This window comes from Streptomyces sp. NPDC002054 (genome assembly GCF_040296685.1).
Classification (GTDB): domain Bacteria; phylum Actinomycetota; class Actinomycetes; order Streptomycetales; family Streptomycetaceae; genus Streptomyces.
In genome coordinates this window covers 127,459-145,526 of record NZ_JBEOXT010000009.1, presented here as the reverse complement: position 1 = coordinate 145,526, position 18,068 = coordinate 127,459, and the positions used below count along the sequence as shown (strand labels likewise).

The following is an 18,068-nucleotide window of genomic DNA, read 5'->3' as shown; positions in this document are numbered from 1 at the left end:
AGCCCGAAAACGCCAAAGCCGCAGGTGAGATCACCTCTTCACCTGCGGCTCGCAGGGGGGCGGAGGGCCGGTCAGCCCGTCAAGGACCGCCACATCGTCAGCGGCCGGTCCTCGACCGTGACCTGGTCCTGGTGGCCGTGGCCGTCGCGGATCACGATGATCCGGTACTTGTCCTGGTGGAACACCCAGAACAGACTCATGCCGTTGATCCGCTGCATGTCCGGTACCGCGAGGAATTCATCGACCCGCGTGATCCCGGCCAGCGATCGCCACAGGTCGAGGCCGCGGTCGCCGCGTTCGAGGGTGTCCCGGTGCATCCTGCCGTCGGCGACCGAGACGAGGCGGTAGACCTGACGGTCCATCAAGGTGTGGAACACCCAGTACCAGCTCTTGCCGTCGACCCGCTGCAGGTCGGGGACCGGCAGGAAGGCGTCCACCCTCTCGATGCCGTTGAACGAGACCCAGGCGGAGAGCGAGCGGTCCGGGATGTCGATCGCGGCGGTCTGCTCGGAAGGACGTCCGGACTCGGCGCCGTCGGCGATCGAGATCTTCCGGTAGACCTGCCGGCCTTCGACGGTGTGGAACAGCCAGAACCGGCTGCGGCCGTTGACCAGCTGCTCGTCCGGGACGGGCAGGATCGCGTCGACCTTCTTCACCCCGGCGAAGCACGGCCAGGTGCTCAGCGGCCGGTCGGGGCGTTCGCGGACGTCCGTGTGCTCGTCCCCGTCGGCGATCGAGACGGTCCGGCAGACGGCCTCACCGTCGCCGCCCGTCCCGTACGCCCAGTACCAGCTCTTGCCGTTGATCCGCTGCATGTCGGGGATGGGCAGGAAGGCGTCGGTCGGCCGGACGTCGACGGGCGGCTTGTCCGTGAGCCGGCCGTCACCGAGCAGCCGCAGCAGGGTCAGCGAGGGGACGAAGGCGTAGACGGACCCCTCGGTCACGACGAACTGGCTCATGCTCAGCTGAGTGGTCTTGCCGGGGCTCTCGAAGCTGAGCTTTCCGGCGGCGCCGACCATTCCGTCGGGGCCGGGCTTGTTGGGCCGGTTGGGCGGAAAGTCCGGGCTGTCGATCCACGCCTTCTGGATGAACTCGAACTGCTGTACGAGATCCGACTGGTAGCAGACGAAGAGCAGGCCGCGCTTCTCGTCGGGTCCGCCGGGCCCCTCCGAGGCGGGGTCGAAGGGCGCGCCGTACGGGGCGCCGCGGCGGATGATCCGGCGGCGGTCCATCACCGGATACTCGTCGAACGGCGGATCGCCGGGCTTCTCCTGCAGACCGTCCCGGGGGTTGGTGTTGCGCAGGTGCGAGAAGAGCGGGGTGATGAAGCCCTCGGGGTCGTTGCGGTAGCCGAAGTCGTTGTCGTCGCCGGCCAGAGCGTTGGAGGGCCGGTCGGCGTTGGGGCACGTGGCGACGGGGGTGCCGGAGCGCCACCGGCCGACGAGGCGGGCCGCCAGCCACTCCGAGGTGGCCTCGGGCGGCACCACCTTGGCCTCCTTGAGCACCTTCAGCTGCCCGGCGACCTGGGCCCAGAAGCCGGGTACGTCCTGGCCGAGCCGCCGCACCACCTGGAAGGTGCCGTTGTCGGCCCATTCGGGCGTCTCGTGCGGCACGCCGCCGACCCGGTCGTGGCCGACGACGAACTCGCCGGGCGGGATCAGCCGGGTGCCGTGGTGGCCCTTGACGTACTCGGGCTTGGCGGGGTCCGGCTCGTCGAAGCCGATCACGCCGGGCTCGCTGACGCCGTCCTTGAAGCCGAAGTGCTCCTTGCCTCTCCGGCTTCCGGGCAGTGTGGCGGCGTCCTGCTGGAAGACGATCACGATCTTGGCCGCGGCGCAGGCCTCACGCTGCTGTCGGACCGTCGCCTGGAGGTCCTGGACGGTGTCGGAGGCGACGGTGAGCACGGCGTGGACGACCTGCCCCTTGCCGTTTCCGAAGAGCCACATCTCCGGCGAGCTGTCACCGGTGTCCCCGAGCGCCCGCTTGTCCGAACCCTGCTTGAAGGCCTCCAGGCCGCTGCCGGGCTTGACGGAGGGCAGCGGATCCTTCCCGGTCAGCTCCCGCAGGCCCGCCCAGGTGAAACCGACGTTGATCCAGGTGGCCTTCAGCGTCTTCGGGTCGTCGCCGGCCGAGGCCTTCCTCGCCTTGCTGAAGGCGGCGTTGAAGGTCGCCACCTGCCTCGTCGTGGAGATCTGCGGTTCCAGGCCCTTGACCCAGGTGCGCGCCCGCGCCGCGTCCTCGAACTTGAGGAACAGCAGGGTCATCTGGTCCTTCTTGAAGCCGGCGATCACATCGCCCTGGATGTCGTCGCTGTCACGCAGCTTGAGGTCGTCCACCATGCCTACTCCAGAAGATCGACACCTCCACGAACATTGTTGCGCGGAGTAATCAGCAACGTACGCGGCACTCGTGTGGACCTTCGATGGCCGACCGGCCGACGAAGCTGTCCGTCACCCGTTTGTTGTCCGCAAACGCGCTGGTCGGGGGGCGCACGAGGTGCGGTGGGGCGCCTTCGGGGCTCGCGATCACCCGCCTGCATGTCTCGGGATGACAGCCGAGCACCCCGCCGGAAAGCTGAGGTCTGTCACTTTGCGTGAACGGGTGGCAGTCCTGACGCAGCCCGCCCCGACACGTCCCCTGGTCGGGGCCGGTGCGCGTACACCTCTCCGGCAAGGAGTCCGATGTCCCGCAGTAATCCGCCCCTGCCCGTCCGCCGACGGCTCGCCACGGCGATCTCCGTCTGCGCCGCCACCGCGATGGCCGCATCCATGGCCCTGGCGTCGGCAGGCCCCGTACTCGCCCACACCGGTCACGACGAGGGGGGCGATGCCTTTCCCTACGGCCCGGCCTCCCGGGCGGCGACCGCACCGGTCACCGTGGACCCGGACGAGGCGGCGACGCTCGGCAAGGAGCACGCCGAGGAGCACGCCCGTACCCGGAAGGCACTGGCCGACGTCGGCGAGTACCCGCAGACCACCCGTACAGAGCGGCTCAAGGCACTGACCGCCTCCCAGGAGAAGGCCAACGCGGCCTTCGACGCCGCCGAGTTCGGCCGGTTCCGGGAGTACTTCCAGTCCCCCGACTTCGCGGCCCATATCGCACTGCTGCCCACCGGCAAGGTCCTGCTGTTCTCCTTCGAGCGGATCGAGACCAACCCGCAGAACGAGCCGGCCCCCACCCAAACGATCGGCAAGGAGAACGCCGGCCGCGCCTGGATCTGGGACCCCGCCAAGGGAACAGGCCCCGGCGCGTTCTCCGAGAAGAAGCCGCCGGTCATCAACATGCCCGACGGCAAGAACGAGCCCCGCCCGGCCCCGTTCTTCTGCGCCGGCCACTCCTACCTGCCCAACGGCATGCTCGGCGTCTTCGGCGGCAACCTCGGCGGCAACGGAGGCTCCGGCGCCAAGCTGTCCCTGGTCTTCGACCCCTGGGCAGAGGAGTGGTACCTGAACAAGGACATGGCCGTAGGCCGCTGGTACCCGAGCGTGGTCACCGGCGCGGACGGACGCCAGGTCATCATGTCCGGCCAGTCGGAGCTCGGCTGGGGCACCCCCACCCCGGTCGTGGAGCGCTTCCCCGCCGCGGCCCACCCCGTGCCCTTCGACAAGACGGTCAAGCCGGTCGGCTGGGGGGTGGACAAGCTCACGACCGAAGCTCCGTTCAAGTGGGACTACCCGCACCTGTTCTCGCTGCGCGACGGGAAGATCTACGGACTCGGCCGCTCCGTGGACCAGCAGTGGCTCTTCGACACCGCCGCCGACACCAAGACCGACCTGCCGAACCGCCCGGACATCAACAAGGACAAGCCCGGCCCGGACGGCGGCGAGTGGAGGCGCAACTACGGCTCCGCCGTCCCCCTGCCGGCCGGCTTCAGGGGCCCCGACTCGGTCCTGGTCCTCGGCGGCGACCGCAACGACCCGAACACCTACCGCCTGGCCGGCGGCAAGTGGAACACCGAGAAGCCCCGCGCCTTCGGCCGCACCCAGGACGACACCCTGCTCCTGCCGAACGGCAACCTGCTCACCGTCAACGGCGCCTTCGACATCCGCGACTACGGCAACGGACCGTACAACCCCAACGCCGACCTGAAGTACCGCCAGGTCGAACTGCGCGACGAGAACGGCGACTGGAAGCTCGGCCCCGTCCAGCGGCTGCCGCGCGGCTATCACTCCAACGGCGTGGTCCTCCCGGACGGCCGCGTCATGATCACGGGCGACGAGCTGCAGCAGCTCGCCAACGACCCCGACATCAACGACAACAACAACGGCAGCATCGAGATCTACGAGCCGGCCTACCTCCACCAGGGCAGCCGCCCCGCGCTCGGCCTGATCTTCAACCCCAGCGTCGGCTACAACGAGAAGATCACGGTCAGCACCAGCACGCCCGGCGAGGTCACCCGCGCCGTGCTGCTGGCCCCGACCACCGCGACCCACTCGATCAACACCAGCCAGCGTCACCTCGAACTGCGTATCAAGAGTCGCGGCGGCAACTTCCTGGAGCTCCAGGCCCCGCCGACCGCCGCCGCGGCCCCGCCCGGCCACTACATGCTCTTCCTCCTCAACGAAGAGGGCGCACCGAGCAAGGCCGGCTGGGTCCAGCTCAAGCCCCAGGCTGCAGCTCAGACCACGGGTGCCGCCGCCCCCAAGGCGGGCGCCGACGACTGACACCCACTGTCTTCACCCGCTGTCTTCTACGGGGCGAGCCCCCAGCCTGGTCACGGGACACGGCTGGGGGCTCGCTTCAGCGCAAGCCCCAGGAGCATGGCCGTGTACGCGCACAGCACAGCGATCCCGGCCCACCACGGAAGCGGGAAGTATCCGGCCGAGGGGGCGTAGTGGGCGACGACCTGCGGATATTCGACGAGGGTCTGCTGGACGGCGAAGCCGGCGGCCGGAGTGACGCGCAGCAGCCACTTTGACAGGCCGTCGGCCGGCAGCGGAAGGGAGGTCACGACGTACGGAACCGCGATCGTCAGGACGGCGACGAGGATCGCGAGCCAGGAGCGCCGCAGCAGGGAGCCGAGCGCGAGGGCCAGCGGCGGCGAGGGCGAGGGCGCCGGCCGTGCCGACGACGACCCGTGTTCCGGTGAGCGCGGACACCCCGATGACGGGGATCCCGTTGCCCTTCAGGATCGTCATGCCCGCCGGGATCACGATGCCGATGGCGAGGAGAGCGGTCGCGAACGTGACGGCTGCAATGACGATCGCCTTCGCCGCGAGCCGGGAGCGGGTGACCGGCGTACCGTCCGCGGGCCCGGCTCGGTGCCCGGTGGCGGCGAACCGCACCGAGACCGCAAGCACGATGAGCAACGCCAGGGCCAGGCCCCCCAGGGTGCGTTCCACCGGGCGGGCGCCGTCCTCGGCGCCCGCCGGGCCGATGTCGCCGGCGCCGGTGACCGTGATCGTGCCGTTCTTCTCCACCGCCCCGGACGCCAGATGGTCCTTCTCCCAGTCCGTCCGGTTCCGCTCGCCGACAGCGTCATCACTCCAGCCCCCGGCGGTTGCGCCCCGGAGGGCGATGCTGTCGAAGGTGCCGCCGGCCTGCGTCCAGCGCACCTGCTCCGTGGCGCCGCCCAGGCCGGTCCGCCGCAGCGTCAGGTCTCCGGGGGAGGTGGCGAACAGTCCGACCTGCACGGTCTCGGGCAGCCCGGGCAGTCGCACGGCACCGACCTCCGTCCACCTCCTGCCGTCGGCGGACTCGTGGCCGGTGACGGTGTCGCCCGACCGGGTCAGCCGCAGCCAGCGTGGCGCCCCGTCCGTGACTCCCCTGCCGCTGCCGGCGATGTCGTGGCGGTAGCCGTACTGCATCCGTACGCCGTGGCTGCCGGTGGCCATCAGTGCCGCGTAGGAGGAGCCGGGGCGGACGCCGTCCCCGGGTTCCTGGTCCTCGCACGGGCGCAGCACGGCGCCCCGGCCGACCGGACTCCCGTATCGCTCGGCGAGCTGGCGCGGCAGGCACTGACCGCCCGGGCCGCCGACATCGCCGCGAAGGCGCTGATCGTCGACGACGAGGTGCGGGCGGACGCCTGGACGGAGGGGAGCGCGGCGCTGCTGTCCCGGATGGTGGAGAACCTGGCCGACAACGCGATCACGCACAACCGGGGAAGCGGCTGGATCCGGATCTCCACCGAGCGCACCGCTACGGAGGCGCTTCTGGTCGTGGAGACCGGAGGGCGCGTCCTCGACCAGAACGAGGTGGACCGGCTGACAGAGCCGTTCGAGCGGCTCGGCGCCGACCGGACGGGACCGGAGGGGAACTCCGGTCTGGGGCTGTCGATCGTCGCCGCGCACGGCGGAGGTCTCGCCCTGCTGGCCCGGCCGGAGGGCGGTCTGCGCGTCGCGGCGGCGCTGCCGTCGGCGGCCGGTTCGGAAGGATGACGCGATGAAGGTTCTGGTCGTGGGAGGGCGCGCGAACGCTGGCCGAGGTCGTCGCCGAGGGACTGCGGGACCATGGGATGGCGGTCGACATCGGAATTCGCCGTCCTGGAGGCACTGTTGCGTGCCAGTCCGGGCATCCTGAGCGCCGAGGACCTCCTGGAACGGGTGTGGGACGAGAACGCCGACCCCTTCACCAACACGGTGACCGTCACCATCGGCCGGCTGCGCCGCAAGCTGGGCGGCCCACCGGTCATGCGTCGCAAACATGCAGGTCAAAACGATCCTGCATGCCTGCGAAGCAGTGGGGCGGGTGGGACTCGAACCCACGGCCGACGGATTATGAGTCCGCTGCTCTAACCGGCTGAGCTACCGCCCCTCCACGGCGTGGCGCGTACATGTGTGCGCGCCGTCTGCCGCAGCATAGCCGCTCATACGATCTCCTGCTCCGGATGCCCCGCATGATCGGCTTCGTCCGCCCAGAGAGACCGCGCTGAGGGCTGCCCGGTTCCATGCCGGGCGTAAAAAATGAGCGGAAACGAGAAGAGGACCCACTCGGGGTCCTCTTCTTCATCGCTCCCCCGGCTGGACTCGAACCAGCAACCCTCCGGTTAACAGCCGAATGCTCTGCCAATTGAGCTACAGGGGATCGCGCTCCCCCGACTGGACTCGAACCAGTAACCTGCCGGTTAACAGCCGGCTGCTCTGCCAATTGAGCTACAGGGGATTGCTGCGTTGCACCGAACAGCCCTCCTCCGGCCTTGCCGGGGGGCGGTCGCTCGCTGCGAGACATAGATTAGCGCAAGCAGGGGGGTGCTCCGCCAATCGGTATCGACAGCAGGCCGGGCACCGATCTCGACGAAGGGTGGCAGGCATGCGGTACAAGGTCACGTTCGCCGTCGGACTGGCCCTCGGGTACGTCCTCGGCACACGGGCGGGGCGGGAGCGGTACGAGCAGATGAAGAAGTCCGCGCGGGAGCTGGCGCAGAACCCGGCGGTCCGCAATGCGGCCGAGCAGGCCGGGCAGACCTCGCGGCAGTACGCCGGGAAGGCCTTCGCCACGGTGAGCGAGAAGGTCGGGGACCACATGCCGGCCTCCGTGACCCAGCGGGTCCGGTCGCTGCGCGGGCGGGGGCCGGAGTTCGAGGACGAGTGGGGAACCAGCAACACCTGAGTCACCTGCGGGTGCGCCGGGTGCGGCAGAATCCTCCACATGGGGATAGTCGCCGGGCTGGACAGCTCTTCCGCCTTCACTCGCATCGTCGTCTGCGACACGGACACGGGTGCGGTGCTCCGCCAGGGGTACGCACCCCATCCGCTGCCGGCCGATGACCCCCACGGCACGGGTCCGTACGAGATCGATCCACAGGCCTGGCTGCTCTCGCTCGGCGAGGCGGCCGGCGGCGGGCTGCTCGAAGGGGTCCAGGCCATCGGGGTCTCCGCCCAGGGCCACGCGCTGCTGCCGCTGGACGCGCAGGGCGCGCTGGTCCGGCCGGCCCTGGTCGGCAACGACAAGCGGGCCCAGGTGGCCGCGGCGGATCTGGTGGAGCGGTTCGGCGGCCGGGCCGGCTGGGTGGAGGCGGTCGGATCCGTCCCGCAGCATGCGCAGCCCATCGCGAAGCTGGCCTGGCTGGCCCGCAACGAACCCGATGCGGCCCGCCGGGTCGCCGTGCTGATGCAGCCGCACGACTGGCTGGTCTGGCAGCTGCTGGGCCGGCCGGCCCGGCGCACCACCGACCGGGGCGGGGCCTCCGGCACCGGCTACTGGTCGGCGGCCACCGGCTCCTACCGGCCCGACCTGGTCGAGCTGGCCCTCGGGCACCGGGCGATGCTGCCGGAGGTGCTCGGTCCGGCCGATGCCGCCGGCACCACCCCGGAGGGGCTGCTGATCTCCGCCGGAACCGGCGAGACCATGGCCGCCGCGCTGGGCCTGGGCCTCGGCCCGGGCGACGCGGTGGTCTCGCTGGGCGCCTCCGGGTCGGTGATGGCCGTGCACCACGAGGCGCTGTCGGAGCCGGGCGGTCTGATCACCTCGCTGGCCGACGCGGCCGGCCTGCACCTGCCGGTGGTGAACACCTCCAATGCGGTACGGGCCCTGCGCGGCACCGCCGAGCTGCTGGGCACGGATCTGGAGGGGCTGAGCGAGCTCGCGCTGAAGTCCACCCCGGGCGCCCACGGCCTCGTACTGCTGCCCTACCTGGAGGGCGAGCGGACCCCGAACCTGCCGCACACCGCCGGGACGCTCGCCGGGCTGCGCCGGGACTCGATGAAGCCGGAGCACCTGGCGCAGGCGGCCTTCGAGGGCATGCTGTGCGGGCTGGTGGACGCGCTGGATGTGCTGCGCACCCGCGGGGTGGAGATCCGGCGGGTGTTCCTGCTGGGCGCGGCGGCCGAGCTGCCCGCCGTACAGGCCGCGGCGCCGGGGCTGTTCGGCACCCAGATCGTGGTGCCGGAGCCGGCCGACTACGCGGCGCTGGGCGCGGCCCGGCAGGCGGCCTGGGCGCTGGGAGTGGCGCAGGGCACCCTGGCCCCGCACACCCCGCCGGTCTGGCCGCCGGCCGCGGCCCGGGTCCTGGAGGTGGACGAGGAGCTGCTGTCGGCCTGGCAGGCGGTGCGGCAGCATTACGCGGCCACCCGCGAGTCGGTGCATCCGGGGGCCTTCACGGCCTGAGCCTTCACGGCTTAGGTCAACAGCGCGGGCCCGGTCGGGCTTTTGGACCGGCTTTGCGAAAAACGGTGGGTCTCCGGACACCCGGTGGTCGAAGATGGGGTGGACCCCCGATCTTGCCGACCCGGAGCCTGCGCGTGCTCATACGACTTCTGCGGACGCACCTCGGTCCGTACCGGAAACCCATCGGCCTGCTGGTGCTGCTCCAGCTGCTCCAGACCAGTGCAAGCCTGTACCTGCCCACGCTGAACGCCGACATCATCGACAACGGTGTCGTCCACGGCGACACCGGCTACATCCTGGGCTTCGGTGCCCTGATGCTCGCGGTGTCGCTGGTGCAGCTGGTGTGCAACATCTGTGCCGTCTACTACGGCGCCCGGACCGCGGCGGCGCTCGGCCGGGACGTCCGGGCGGCCGTCTTCGACCGGGTGCAGAGCTTCTCCGCCCGGGAGCTGGGGCAGTTCGGGGCCCCCTCGCTGATCACCCGCACCACCAATGACGTCCAGCAGGTCCAGATGCTGGTGCTGATGGCGTTCACCCTGATGGTGTCGGCGCCGATCATGTGCGTCGGCGGCATCGTGATGGCGCTCTCGCTCGATGTGCAGCTGTCGAGCGTGCTGATCGCGGTGGTGCCGGTGCTCGGCATCTCGGTCGGTGCGATCGTGATGAAGACCCGCCCGCTGTTCCGGCAGATGCAGGAGCGGCTCGACACCGTGAACCGGGTGCTGCGCGAGCAGATCACCGGCAACCGGGTGATCCGCGCCTTCGTCCGCGACGACTACGAGAAGGAACGCTTCCGCCGGGCCAACGCGGACCTCACCGCCGTCTCGCTGGATGCCGGCCGCTGGCTGGCGCTGATGTTCCCCACGGTGATCGTGGTGGTCAACGTCGCCGGTGTGGCCGTGGTCTGGTTCGGGGCCATGCGGATCGACAGCGGCGGGATGGAGATCGGCCAGCTGACGGCCTTCCTGGCCTATCTGCTCCAGATCGTCATGTCCGTGATGATGGCCACCTTCATGTTCATGATGGTGCCGCGCGCCGAGGTGTGCGCGGAGCGCATCCAGGAGGTGCTCGACACCTCCTCCAGCGTGGTCCCGCCCGCCGACCCGGTGCGTACCCTCGCCCGGCGCGGGCAGCTGGAGCTGCGCGGCACCGACTTCCGCTACCCGGGGGCCGAGGCCCCGGTGCTGCGCGGAGTCGACCTGGTGGCCCGGCCCGGTGAGACCACCGCGGTGATCGGGTCCACCGGCAGCGGCAAGTCCACCCTGCTGGGGCTGGTGCCCCGGCTGTTCGACGCGACCGGCGGCGAGGTGCTGGTCGACGGGGAGGACGTACGGCGCATCGATCCGGAGCTGCTGGCCCGGACGGTGGGCATGGTTCCGCAGAAGCCGTACCTGTTCTCCGGAACCGTCGCCTCCAACCTCCGGTACGGGCGTCCGGACGCCTCCGACGAGGAGCTGTGGCAGGCCCTGGAGGTGGCGCAGGCCAGGGAGTTCGTCGAGCGGCTGGAGGGCGGCCTGGACGCGCCCGTCAGCCAGGGCGGAACCAATGTCTCCGGGGGTCAGCGGCAGCGCCTGGCGATCGCCCGCACCCTGGTGCAGCGGCCGGAGATCTACCTGTTCGACGACTCCTTCTCGGCCCTGGACTACGCGACGGACGCGGCGCTGCGGGCGGCGCTGGCCCGCGAGACCGAGGACGCGACCGTGGTGATCGTCGCGCAGCGGGTGTCGACCATCCGCGACGCCGACCGGATCGTCGTCCTGGACGAGGGCCAGGTCGTGGGCGTCGGCCGGCATCACGAGCTGATGGCCGGCAACGAGACCTACCGGGAGATCGTGCTCTCCCAGCTGACGGAGGCGGAAGCCGCATGAGCGGGCCCGGCGGACGGATGATGATGGGGTCCACGGGCCAGGGGGCCCTCGACTTCAAGAACTCGGGCAGGCGGCTGCTGCGGCAGATCGCCAGGGACCGGGCGAAGCTGTGGGGCATGGTGCTGGCCGTGATCGGCAGCGTCGCCATGACGGTGATCGGCCCGAAGATCCTCGGCGAGGCCACCGACCTGGTCTTCGCGGGGATCGTGGGCCGGGAGATGCCGGCCGGGCTCACCAAGGAGCAGGCCCTGGAGGAGATGCGCGCCCGGGGCGACGGCGGTACCGCCGACATGCTGTCGGGGACCGATTTCACTCCTGGCCAGGGCATCGACTTCGGTGCGGTCGGCACGGTGGCGGTCTGGGCGCTGGTGGTGTTCGCGCTGGCAGCGCTGTTCATGCTGGTGGCGACCCGGCTGTCGAACCACGTGATGAACGGCACCGTGTACCGGATGCGCGAGGAGCTCCAGGCGAAGCTGTCGCGGCTGCCGCTGTCGTACTTCGACCAGCAGAAGCGCGGCGAGGTGCTGAGCCGGGCGACCAACGACATCGACAACATCGGGCAGACGCTGCAGCAGACGATGGGGCAGTTGCTGAACTCGCTGCTCACCATCGTCGGTGTGCTGGCGATGATGTTCTGGATCTCGCCGCTGCTGGCGCTGGTGGCGCTGGTGACCGTGCCGGTGTCGGTGGTCGTCGCCGCGAAGATCGGCAAGCGGTCGCAGCCGGAGTTCGTGGCGCAGTGGAAGTCCACGGGCACGCTGAACGCCCATATCGAGGAGATGTACTCGGGGCACACCCTGGTGAAGGTGTTCGGCCGGCAGCGGGAGTCCGCGGCGGCCTTCGCCGAGCAGAACGAGGCGCTGTACCGGGCGAGTTTCAAGGCGCAGTTCGTCAGCGGGCTCATGCAGCCGGTGATGCTGTTCGTGTCGAACATCAACTACGTGCTGGTGGCGGTCGTCGGCGGGCTCAAGGTGGCCTCGGGCACCCTGTCGATCGGTGATGTGCAGGCCTTCATCCAGTACTCGCGGCAGTTCTCGATGCCGCTGACGCAGGTGGCGTCGATGGCGAACCTGGTGCAGTCCGGTGTGGCCTCGGCGGAGCGGGTGTACGAGCTGCTGGACGCGCCGGAACAGGAACCGGACGCGGTGGTCCCGGAGCGCCCGGAGAAGATCCGCGGCCAGGTGACCCTGGACAAGGTGGCCTTCCGCTACGAGCCGGACCGGCCGCTGATCGAGGACCTGACGCTGGCGGTGGAGCCGGGTCAGACGGTCGCGATCGTCGGCCCGACCGGGGCGGGCAAAACCACCCTGGTCAACCTGCTGATGCGGTTCTACGAGGTGACCGGCGGGCGGATCGCGCTGGACGGGGTGGACATCGCGAAGATGACCCGTGAGGAGCTGCGCGGCGCGATCGGCATGGTGCTGCAGGACACCTGGCTGTTCGGCGGCACCATCGCGGAGAACATCGCGTACGGCTCCTCGCGCGAGGTGACCCGGGCGGAGATCGAGGCGGCGGCGCGGGCGGCGCACGCGGACCGGTTCGTGCGCACCCTGCCGGACGGCTATGACACGGTGCTGGACGACGAGGGTGCGGGGGTCAGCGCGGGCGAGAAGCAGCTGATCACCATTGCGCGGGCGTTCCTGTCGGATCCGGTGATCCTGGTGCTGGACGAGGCGACGAGCTCGGTGGACACCCGTACCGAGGTGCTCATACAGAAGGCGATGGCGCGGCTGTCGCACGGCCGGACCTCGTTCGTGATCGCCCACCGGCTGTCCACGATCCGCGACGCGGACGTGATCCTGGTGATGGAGAACGGCTCGATCGTGGAGCAGGGCAGCCACGAGGAACTGCTGGCGTCCGAGGGTGCGTATGCGCGGCTGTATGCGGCGCAGTTCGCGCAGGCGGTGGCCGAGGTCGACTAGGTCCCGTCGCCCGGACAGGGCCGGTCGGGGGCGCCTTTCGGGGCGCCCCCTGCCGTACTCAGTCCAGGTAGCCGCGGAGTTGGTCGGCGAAGGCGTGGTCGCGCAGCTTGTTCAGGGTCTTGGACTCGATCTGGCGGATCCGTTCGCGGGTGACCCCGAAGATCCGGCCGATCTCCTCCAGGGTGCGGGGCCGCCCGTCGGCCAGTCCGTACCGGAGCTGGACGACCTTCCGCTCCCGCTCGCCGAGGGTGGAGAGCACCGCCTCCAGGTGTTCCCGCAGCAGGAAGAAGGCGGCGGATTCCACCGGCGAGGCGGCGTCCCCGTCCTCGATCAGGTCGCCGAGGGCGACGTCGTCCTCCTCCCCCACGGGGGCGTGCAGGGAGACCGGTTCCTGGGCGAGCCGGAGCACCTCGCTGACCCGTTCGGGGGTCAGCTCCAGGTGCCGGGCGACCTCTTCGGCGGTGGGCTCGTATCCGCGCTCCTGCAGCATGCGGCGCTGGACCCGGACCACCCGGTTGATGAGCTCGACCACATGGACGGGGACTCTGATGGTCCGGGCCTGGTCCGCGAGGGCGCGGGACATGGCCTGCCGGATCCACCAGGTGGCGTAGGTCGAGAACTTGTAGCCGCGGGCGTAGTCGAACTTCTCGACGGCCCGGATGAGCCCGAGGTTGCCCTCCTGCACCAGGTCGAGCATGGTGAGCCCGCGCCCGACGTACCGCTTCGCCACGGACACCACGAGCCGCAGGTTGGCCTCGATGAGCCGGCGTTTGGCCATCCGGCCCATGACGACCAGCTTGTCGAGGTCCACGGCGAGCTGCGAATCGAGATCGGGGGTGAGCCGGAGCTTCTCCTCGGCGAACAGTCCGGCTTCGACCCGCCGGGCCAGCTCCACCTCCTCCGCCGCGGTCAGCAGCGGAATCCTGCCTATCTCCCGCAGGTACTGCCGGAACAGATCGGCGGACGGTCCCCCACCCCCGCTGCTGCCGCTGCCGCTGTCGGCGCGCCGACGTGGCTCGGGCACCCGCTCGATCAGTTCCAGCGGCTCCAGCGGCTCCAGGGGCTGCGGCTCGTCGTCGTCCACGGCCTCGACCTCGGGCTCGTCTGCGGCAGGTGCGGCAGGTGCGGCATCTTTGTGCTCTGCGGTTGCGGTCAGGATCTGGGTCTGCACGGGGGCGACCTCCAGGGCTCCGAGGACTCAAGCACCGCAACTCAGTGTGGGGTACGGCACATCGCCGCCACGAGGGGCGTGCGAGTACTTTCTGAGTCCGGTGCGTGACCGGATGGTTACCCGCCGACCGGAACTCCGATGCCTTTCGCACGCACGTCCGGCAACATCCGTCCGATACGGCCCCCTCGGCTCCCTCGGCCCCCTACGTCGCGGCAGCGGGGTCCGCCGGCTCCACGCGGACCGCGCAGGTCTTGAACTCCGGCATCCGGGAGACCGGGTCCAGGGCCGGGTTGGTGAGGGTGTTGGCGCGGCCCTCGCCCGGCCAGTGGAACGGCATGAAGACCGTGTCGGGGCGGATGGTGTCCGTGATGCGGGCCGGGGCCACCGCCCGGCCACGGCGGGAGGTGACGGCCAGCGGGGCGCCCTCGACCGCGCCGATCCGGTCGGCCAGGCGGGGGTGGAGTTCCACGAAGGCTCCGGGGGCGGCGGCGTTGAGTTCCGCCACCCGGCGGGTCTGGGCCCCGGACTGGTACTGGGAGACCACCCGGCCGGTGGTGAGGAGGATCGGGTAGTCCGCGTCGGGGAGTTCGGCGGACGCGCGGTGGGCGACCGGGATGAACCGGGCGCGGCCGTCGTCGGTGGCGAAGCGGTCCAGGAAGAGGCGGCGGGTGCCCGGGCCCGGGGTGTCCTCGGGGCAGGGCCAGAACACGCCCTGGTGTTCCTCGATGGCGCGGTAGGAGATGCCGGAATAGTCCGCCGGGCCGCCGGCGGAGGCCCGGCGGAGCTCCCCGAAGACTTCTTCGGGGTCCTCGGGGAAGCCCTTGTCGATGCCCAGGCGGGCGGCCAGGCCGTGCAGGACGTGCAGGTCGCTGCGGACGCCGGGGGGCGGGGTGAGGGCCTGCCTGCGGAGCAGGACGCGGCCTTCGAGGTTGGTGGTGGTGCCGGTTTCCTCGGCCCACTGGGTGACCGGCAGGACCACGTCGGCGAGGGCCGCGGTCTCGGAGAGGACCACGTCGGCGACGGCCAGGAAGTCGAGGGAGCGGATGCGGTCCTCGATGCGGGAGGCGTGCGGGGCCGAGACCACCGGGTTGGAGCCCATGAGGAGGAGCGCGCGGACGTCCTGGCCGAGGGCGTCGAGGAGTTCGTACGCGCTGCGGCCGGGGCCGGGGAGGGAGTCGGGGTCGACGCCCCAGACGGCGGCCACGTGGGCGCGGGCGGCCGGGTCGGTGAGCTTGCGGTAGCCGGGCAGCTGGTCGGCCTTCTGGCCGTGTTCCCGGCCGCCCTGGCCGTTGCCCTGGCCGGTGAGGCAGCCGTAGCCGGAGTGCGGGCGGCCGGCCCGGCCGGTGGCCAGGCAGAGGTTGATCCAGGCGGAGACGGTGTCGGTGCCCTTGGCCTGCTGCTCCGGGCCGCGGGCGGTGAGGACCATGCCGGTGGACGGGGTGCAGAACATCGAGACGGCTTTGCGGAGTTTGGGGACGGGCACCCCGGTGATCCGTTCGACCAGCTCCGGCCAGTGGGCCATGGCGGCGGCCCGCGCCTCCGGCCAGCCGGTGGTGCGCTCGGCGATGAAGGCCTCGTCGGTGCGGCCTTCGGCGACGACCAGGTGGAGCAGGCCGAGGGCGAGGGCCAGATCGGTGCCGGGGCGGGGGGCGAGGTGCAGATCGGCCTGGGCGGCGGTGCGGGTGCGGCGCGGGTCGATGACGATCAGCGTGCCGCCGTTCTCCCTCAGTTCGGTGAGGTAGCGCAGCGCGGGCGGCATGGTCTCGGCCAGGTTGGAGCCGACCAGGATGACGCAGCCGGTGCGCGGGATGTCCTCCAGCGGGAAGGGCAGGCCGCGGTCCAGGCCGAAGGCCCGCTGGTGGGCGGCGGCGGCCGAGGACATGCAGAAGCGGCCGTTGTAGTCGATCTGCGAGGTGCCGAGGGCGACCCGGGCGAACTTGCCCAGGGCGTAGGCCTTCTCGTTGGTGAGGCCGCCGCCGCCGAACACGCCGACGGCGTCCGCCCCGTGGGTGCGGCGGGTGCGGCCGAGACCCTCGGCGATGGCGTCGAGGGCCTCCTCCCAGGTGGCCGGCTCGAGCGTGCCGGTGGCGTGGGTGCGGATCAGCGGCTCGGTCAGGCGCACCCGGGAGGAGAGCAGGGCGGGAGCGGTGCGGCCCTTGCCGCACAGCGCTCCCCGGTTGACGGGGAAGTCCTCGCGCTCCACCACGTCGACCGCCGTTTCCCCGGCGGCGGGGCGCAGGTTCATCCCGCACTGGAGTGCGCAGTACGGGCAGTGGGTCGCGGTGGTGTGCATGCGCCCAGCGTGTGGCGCGGGTGTTACGCCCGCCCTCGGCTTGCGTTAAGAGCCGGGGTGTTCCGCCTCAGCGGGCGGGCTGGCCGCCGGTGAGGTGGCGGACCGTGGGGCCGGCCGTCCAGCCGCCGTCGACGGCGAGTTCCGCGCCGGTCATATAGCCGGCCGCATCGGACAGCAGGAAGGCAACGGCCCCGGCGATCTCCTTGGGGATGCCGACCCGGCCCATCGGGGCGCCGGGGAAGTTGCCCTCGCCGGCCTGGATGCCGACCGGGGCGGTCATCGGGGTCAGGGTCATGCCGGGGTGGACCGAGTTCACGCGGATCTTCGCCTCGGCGAGCTCCACCGCCCCGATCTTCGACAGGCCGCGGACGCCCCACTTGGAGGCTCCGTACCCCGCGGTCAGGGCAAGGCCGGTGAGGCCTGCCGCGGAGGAGATGTTGACGATCGAGCCGCCACCGCCCGCCCGGAGCAGCGGGACGGCGGTCTTGATGCCGATGAACACGCCGACCAGGTTGATCTCCAGGCAGCGGCGGAAGTGCTCGACGCTCTCGTGCTCCAGGAACTGGCCGGCGGCTATGCCGGCATTGTTGACCAGGCCGTCGAGCCGGCCGAATTCGGCCACCGCGTGGTCGAGGGCGGTCTGCCAGTCGGTCTCGCTGGTGACGTCGTGCCTCAGGAAGCGGGCGGCGTCGCCGAGCGTGGCGGCGAGGACGGCGCCCTCCTCCTCCAGCACATCGGTGACGAGCACCATGCCGCCGCCGTCCACGACGGCCTGCGCGGCTGCCGCGCCGAGCCCGCGGGCCCCACCGGTGATGACGACGACCTTGCCGCTCAGATCCACAACAGCCACGGGTTGCCCACCTCTGACGCTCGACGCGACCGGACAGTCATATGACTATTCGGAATAGGGCGGTCAGTCTGCCAGAGTGCCCAGGGCCCGCGACACCCCCTGCTCCTTCGGCCCCAGGAAGGTCGGCTCCGGGGTGAACACCGCGTCCAGCGCGGCCTTGCCCGCCGCCAGGACCTCCCGGGCGCCGCCGTAGTACCAGGTCGCGTCGTGCACGTCGGAGACGCCGACCCCGTACGGTTCGACGCCCGCCGCCCGGCACAGCGCGACCGCCCGGCGTATATGGAAGCCCTGGCTGATCAGCACCGCCCGGTCGACGCCGAATATCTCCTTGGCGCGCACGCACGAGTCCCAGGTGTCGAAGCCCGCGTAATCGCTGACGATCCGCGCGTCCGGCACTCCGCGGGAGACGAGATAGGCCCGCATCGCGTCGGGCTCGTCATACTCCTCGCGGCTGTTGTCCCCGGTGACCAGGACCACCTTGACCCGGCCCGTCCGGTAGAGCTCGGCCGCCGCGTCCAGCCTCCGGGCCAGGTACGGGGTGGGCCGCTCGCCCAGCAGGCCCGCCCCGAACACCATCGCGACCTCGGTGGCGGGCACGTCCGCCGTGGTGTGCAGCCGGTCCTCGGCCACCGCGTGGGTCCACGCCGAGGGCAGCAGCGCCAGCACGCAGCCCAGCATCACCGCCTGCACGGCCCGCCGCCGCCTGGCCACGGTCCCGAGCCGGACCGCCCCCATGGCCCTGCCGAAAGCCCTACCGAAAACCCTGCCGAGCACCCTGCCCATGGCCTGCCCCCCACCCGTACTCCCCTGACCTTGCACAAGTCCGGACGAGCGGGCCCGGCCCCCAGTTCCGCCCCCGCCCCCTTTCACTCGTACGAATGACCGAGTGAGCGTCCGGTAAACACCCGTCACCCCCGTG

General features: G+C 71.1%; 12 protein-coding genes, 3 tRNA genes and 1 pseudogene. 7 read left to right on the top strand and 9 right to left on the bottom strand.

Annotated features, from left to right (window positions below):
* Window positions 1-71: 71 nt before the first annotated feature.
* The gene (locus ABT123_RS10980; RefSeq protein ID WP_351311974.1) at window positions 72-2,339 is read right to left on the bottom strand and encodes a Dyp-type peroxidase; all 2,268 of its coding nucleotides are present in this window, start codon (window positions 2,337-2,339) and stop codon (window positions 72-74) included.
* Window positions 2,340-2,681: 342 nt separating this feature from the next.
* On the opposite strand from ABT123_RS10980, the gene ABT123_RS10975 reads away from it, so the two are divergent.
* Complete coding sequence (locus ABT123_RS10975; protein WP_351311972.1) at window positions 2,682-4,664, top strand: galactose oxidase early set domain-containing protein; 1,983 nt, start codon at window positions 2,682-2,684, stop codon at window positions 4,662-4,664.
* Between the two features lie 12 nt (window positions 4,665-4,676).
* On the opposite strand, the gene ABT123_RS10970 is transcribed toward ABT123_RS10975, so the two are convergent.
* A complete protein-coding gene (locus ABT123_RS10970; protein WP_351311970.1) occupies window positions 4,677-5,834 on the bottom strand; it encodes a DUF1349 domain-containing protein in 1,158 nt (385 codons plus the stop codon).
* Here ABT123_RS10970 and ABT123_RS10965 point away from each other — a divergent pair.
* Window positions 5,817-6,377 (top strand): sensor histidine kinase, encoded by a 561-nt coding sequence (locus ABT123_RS10965; protein WP_351311968.1) that lies wholly within the window; start codon window positions 5,817-5,819, stop codon window positions 6,375-6,377. The two genes, ABT123_RS10970 and ABT123_RS10965, sit on opposite strands and share 18 nt — an antisense overlap.
* Window positions 6,378-6,470: 93 nt before the next feature.
* Window positions 6,471-6,632, top strand: a pseudogene (locus ABT123_RS10960) (winged helix-turn-helix domain-containing protein); the annotation flags it as partial.
* 47 nt (window positions 6,633-6,679) lie between these two features.
* Here the strand turns inward: ABT123_RS10960 and ABT123_RS10955 are convergent.
* From ABT123_RS10955 to ABT123_RS10945, 3 genes are all read right to left on the bottom strand, one after another.
* Window positions 6,680-6,753, bottom strand: a tRNA-Ile gene (locus ABT123_RS10955).
* A 197-nt stretch (window positions 6,754-6,950) separates the two neighbouring features.
* Window positions 6,951-7,023, bottom strand: a tRNA-Asn gene (locus tag ABT123_RS10950).
* 5 nt (window positions 7,024-7,028) lie between these two features.
* Window positions 7,029-7,101: transfer RNA gene (locus ABT123_RS10945), tRNA-Asn, on the bottom strand.
* A 147-nt stretch (window positions 7,102-7,248) separates the two neighbouring features.
* On the opposite strand from ABT123_RS10945, the gene ABT123_RS10940 reads away from it, so the two are divergent.
* The 4 genes from ABT123_RS10940 to ABT123_RS10925 all read left to right on the top strand — a co-directional run bounded on the left by ABT123_RS10940 (window position 7,249) and on the right by ABT123_RS10925 (window position 12,835).
* Window positions 7,249-7,548 carry a YtxH domain-containing protein gene (locus ABT123_RS10940; protein ID WP_351311966.1) on the top strand — a complete coding sequence of 100 codons (300 nt, stop codon included), beginning with the start codon at window positions 7,249-7,251 and terminating at the stop codon, window positions 7,546-7,548.
* Between the two features lie 39 nt (window positions 7,549-7,587).
* A complete protein-coding gene (locus ABT123_RS10935; RefSeq protein ID WP_351311965.1) occupies window positions 7,588-9,045 on the top strand; it encodes an FGGY family carbohydrate kinase in 1,458 nt (485 codons plus the stop codon).
* 134 nt (window positions 9,046-9,179) lie between these two features.
* Entirely contained in the window at window positions 9,180-10,913 is a 1,734-nt protein-coding gene (locus tag ABT123_RS10930) for an ABC transporter ATP-binding protein (RefSeq protein WP_351311963.1), read from the top strand.
* Window positions 10,910-12,835 (top strand): ABC transporter ATP-binding protein, encoded by a 1,926-nt coding sequence (locus tag ABT123_RS10925; RefSeq protein WP_351311961.1) that lies wholly within the window; start codon window positions 10,910-10,912, stop codon window positions 12,833-12,835. The genes ABT123_RS10930 and ABT123_RS10925 overlap by 4 nt, the downstream gene beginning before the upstream one ends.
* A 58-nt stretch (window positions 12,836-12,893) precedes the next feature.
* On the opposite strand, the gene ABT123_RS10920 is transcribed toward ABT123_RS10925, so the two are convergent.
* The 4 genes from ABT123_RS10920 to ABT123_RS10905 form a co-directional block, all read right to left on the bottom strand.
* Window positions 12,894-14,006: an RNA polymerase sigma factor gene (locus tag ABT123_RS10920; protein ID WP_502970928.1), complete on the bottom strand. Its 1,113-nt coding sequence runs from the start codon at window positions 14,004-14,006 to the stop codon at window positions 12,894-12,896.
* A gap of 202 nt (window positions 14,007-14,208) precedes the next feature.
* Window positions 14,209-16,299 (bottom strand): molybdopterin oxidoreductase family protein, encoded by a 2,091-nt coding sequence (locus ABT123_RS10915; RefSeq protein WP_351311959.1) that lies wholly within the window; start codon window positions 16,297-16,299, stop codon window positions 14,209-14,211.
* Window positions 16,300-16,366: 67 nt separating this feature from the next.
* Window positions 16,367-17,149, bottom strand: coding sequence for an SDR family oxidoreductase (locus ABT123_RS10910; RefSeq protein WP_351311957.1), 783 nt, complete (start codon window positions 17,147-17,149; stop codon window positions 16,367-16,369).
* Between the two features lie 63 nt (window positions 17,150-17,212).
* The gene (locus ABT123_RS10905; RefSeq protein WP_351311956.1) at window positions 17,213-17,884 is read right to left on the bottom strand and encodes a SanA/YdcF family protein; all 672 of its coding nucleotides are present in this window, start codon (window positions 17,882-17,884) and stop codon (window positions 17,213-17,215) included.
* Between the last annotated feature and the right edge of the window lie 184 nt (window positions 17,885-18,068).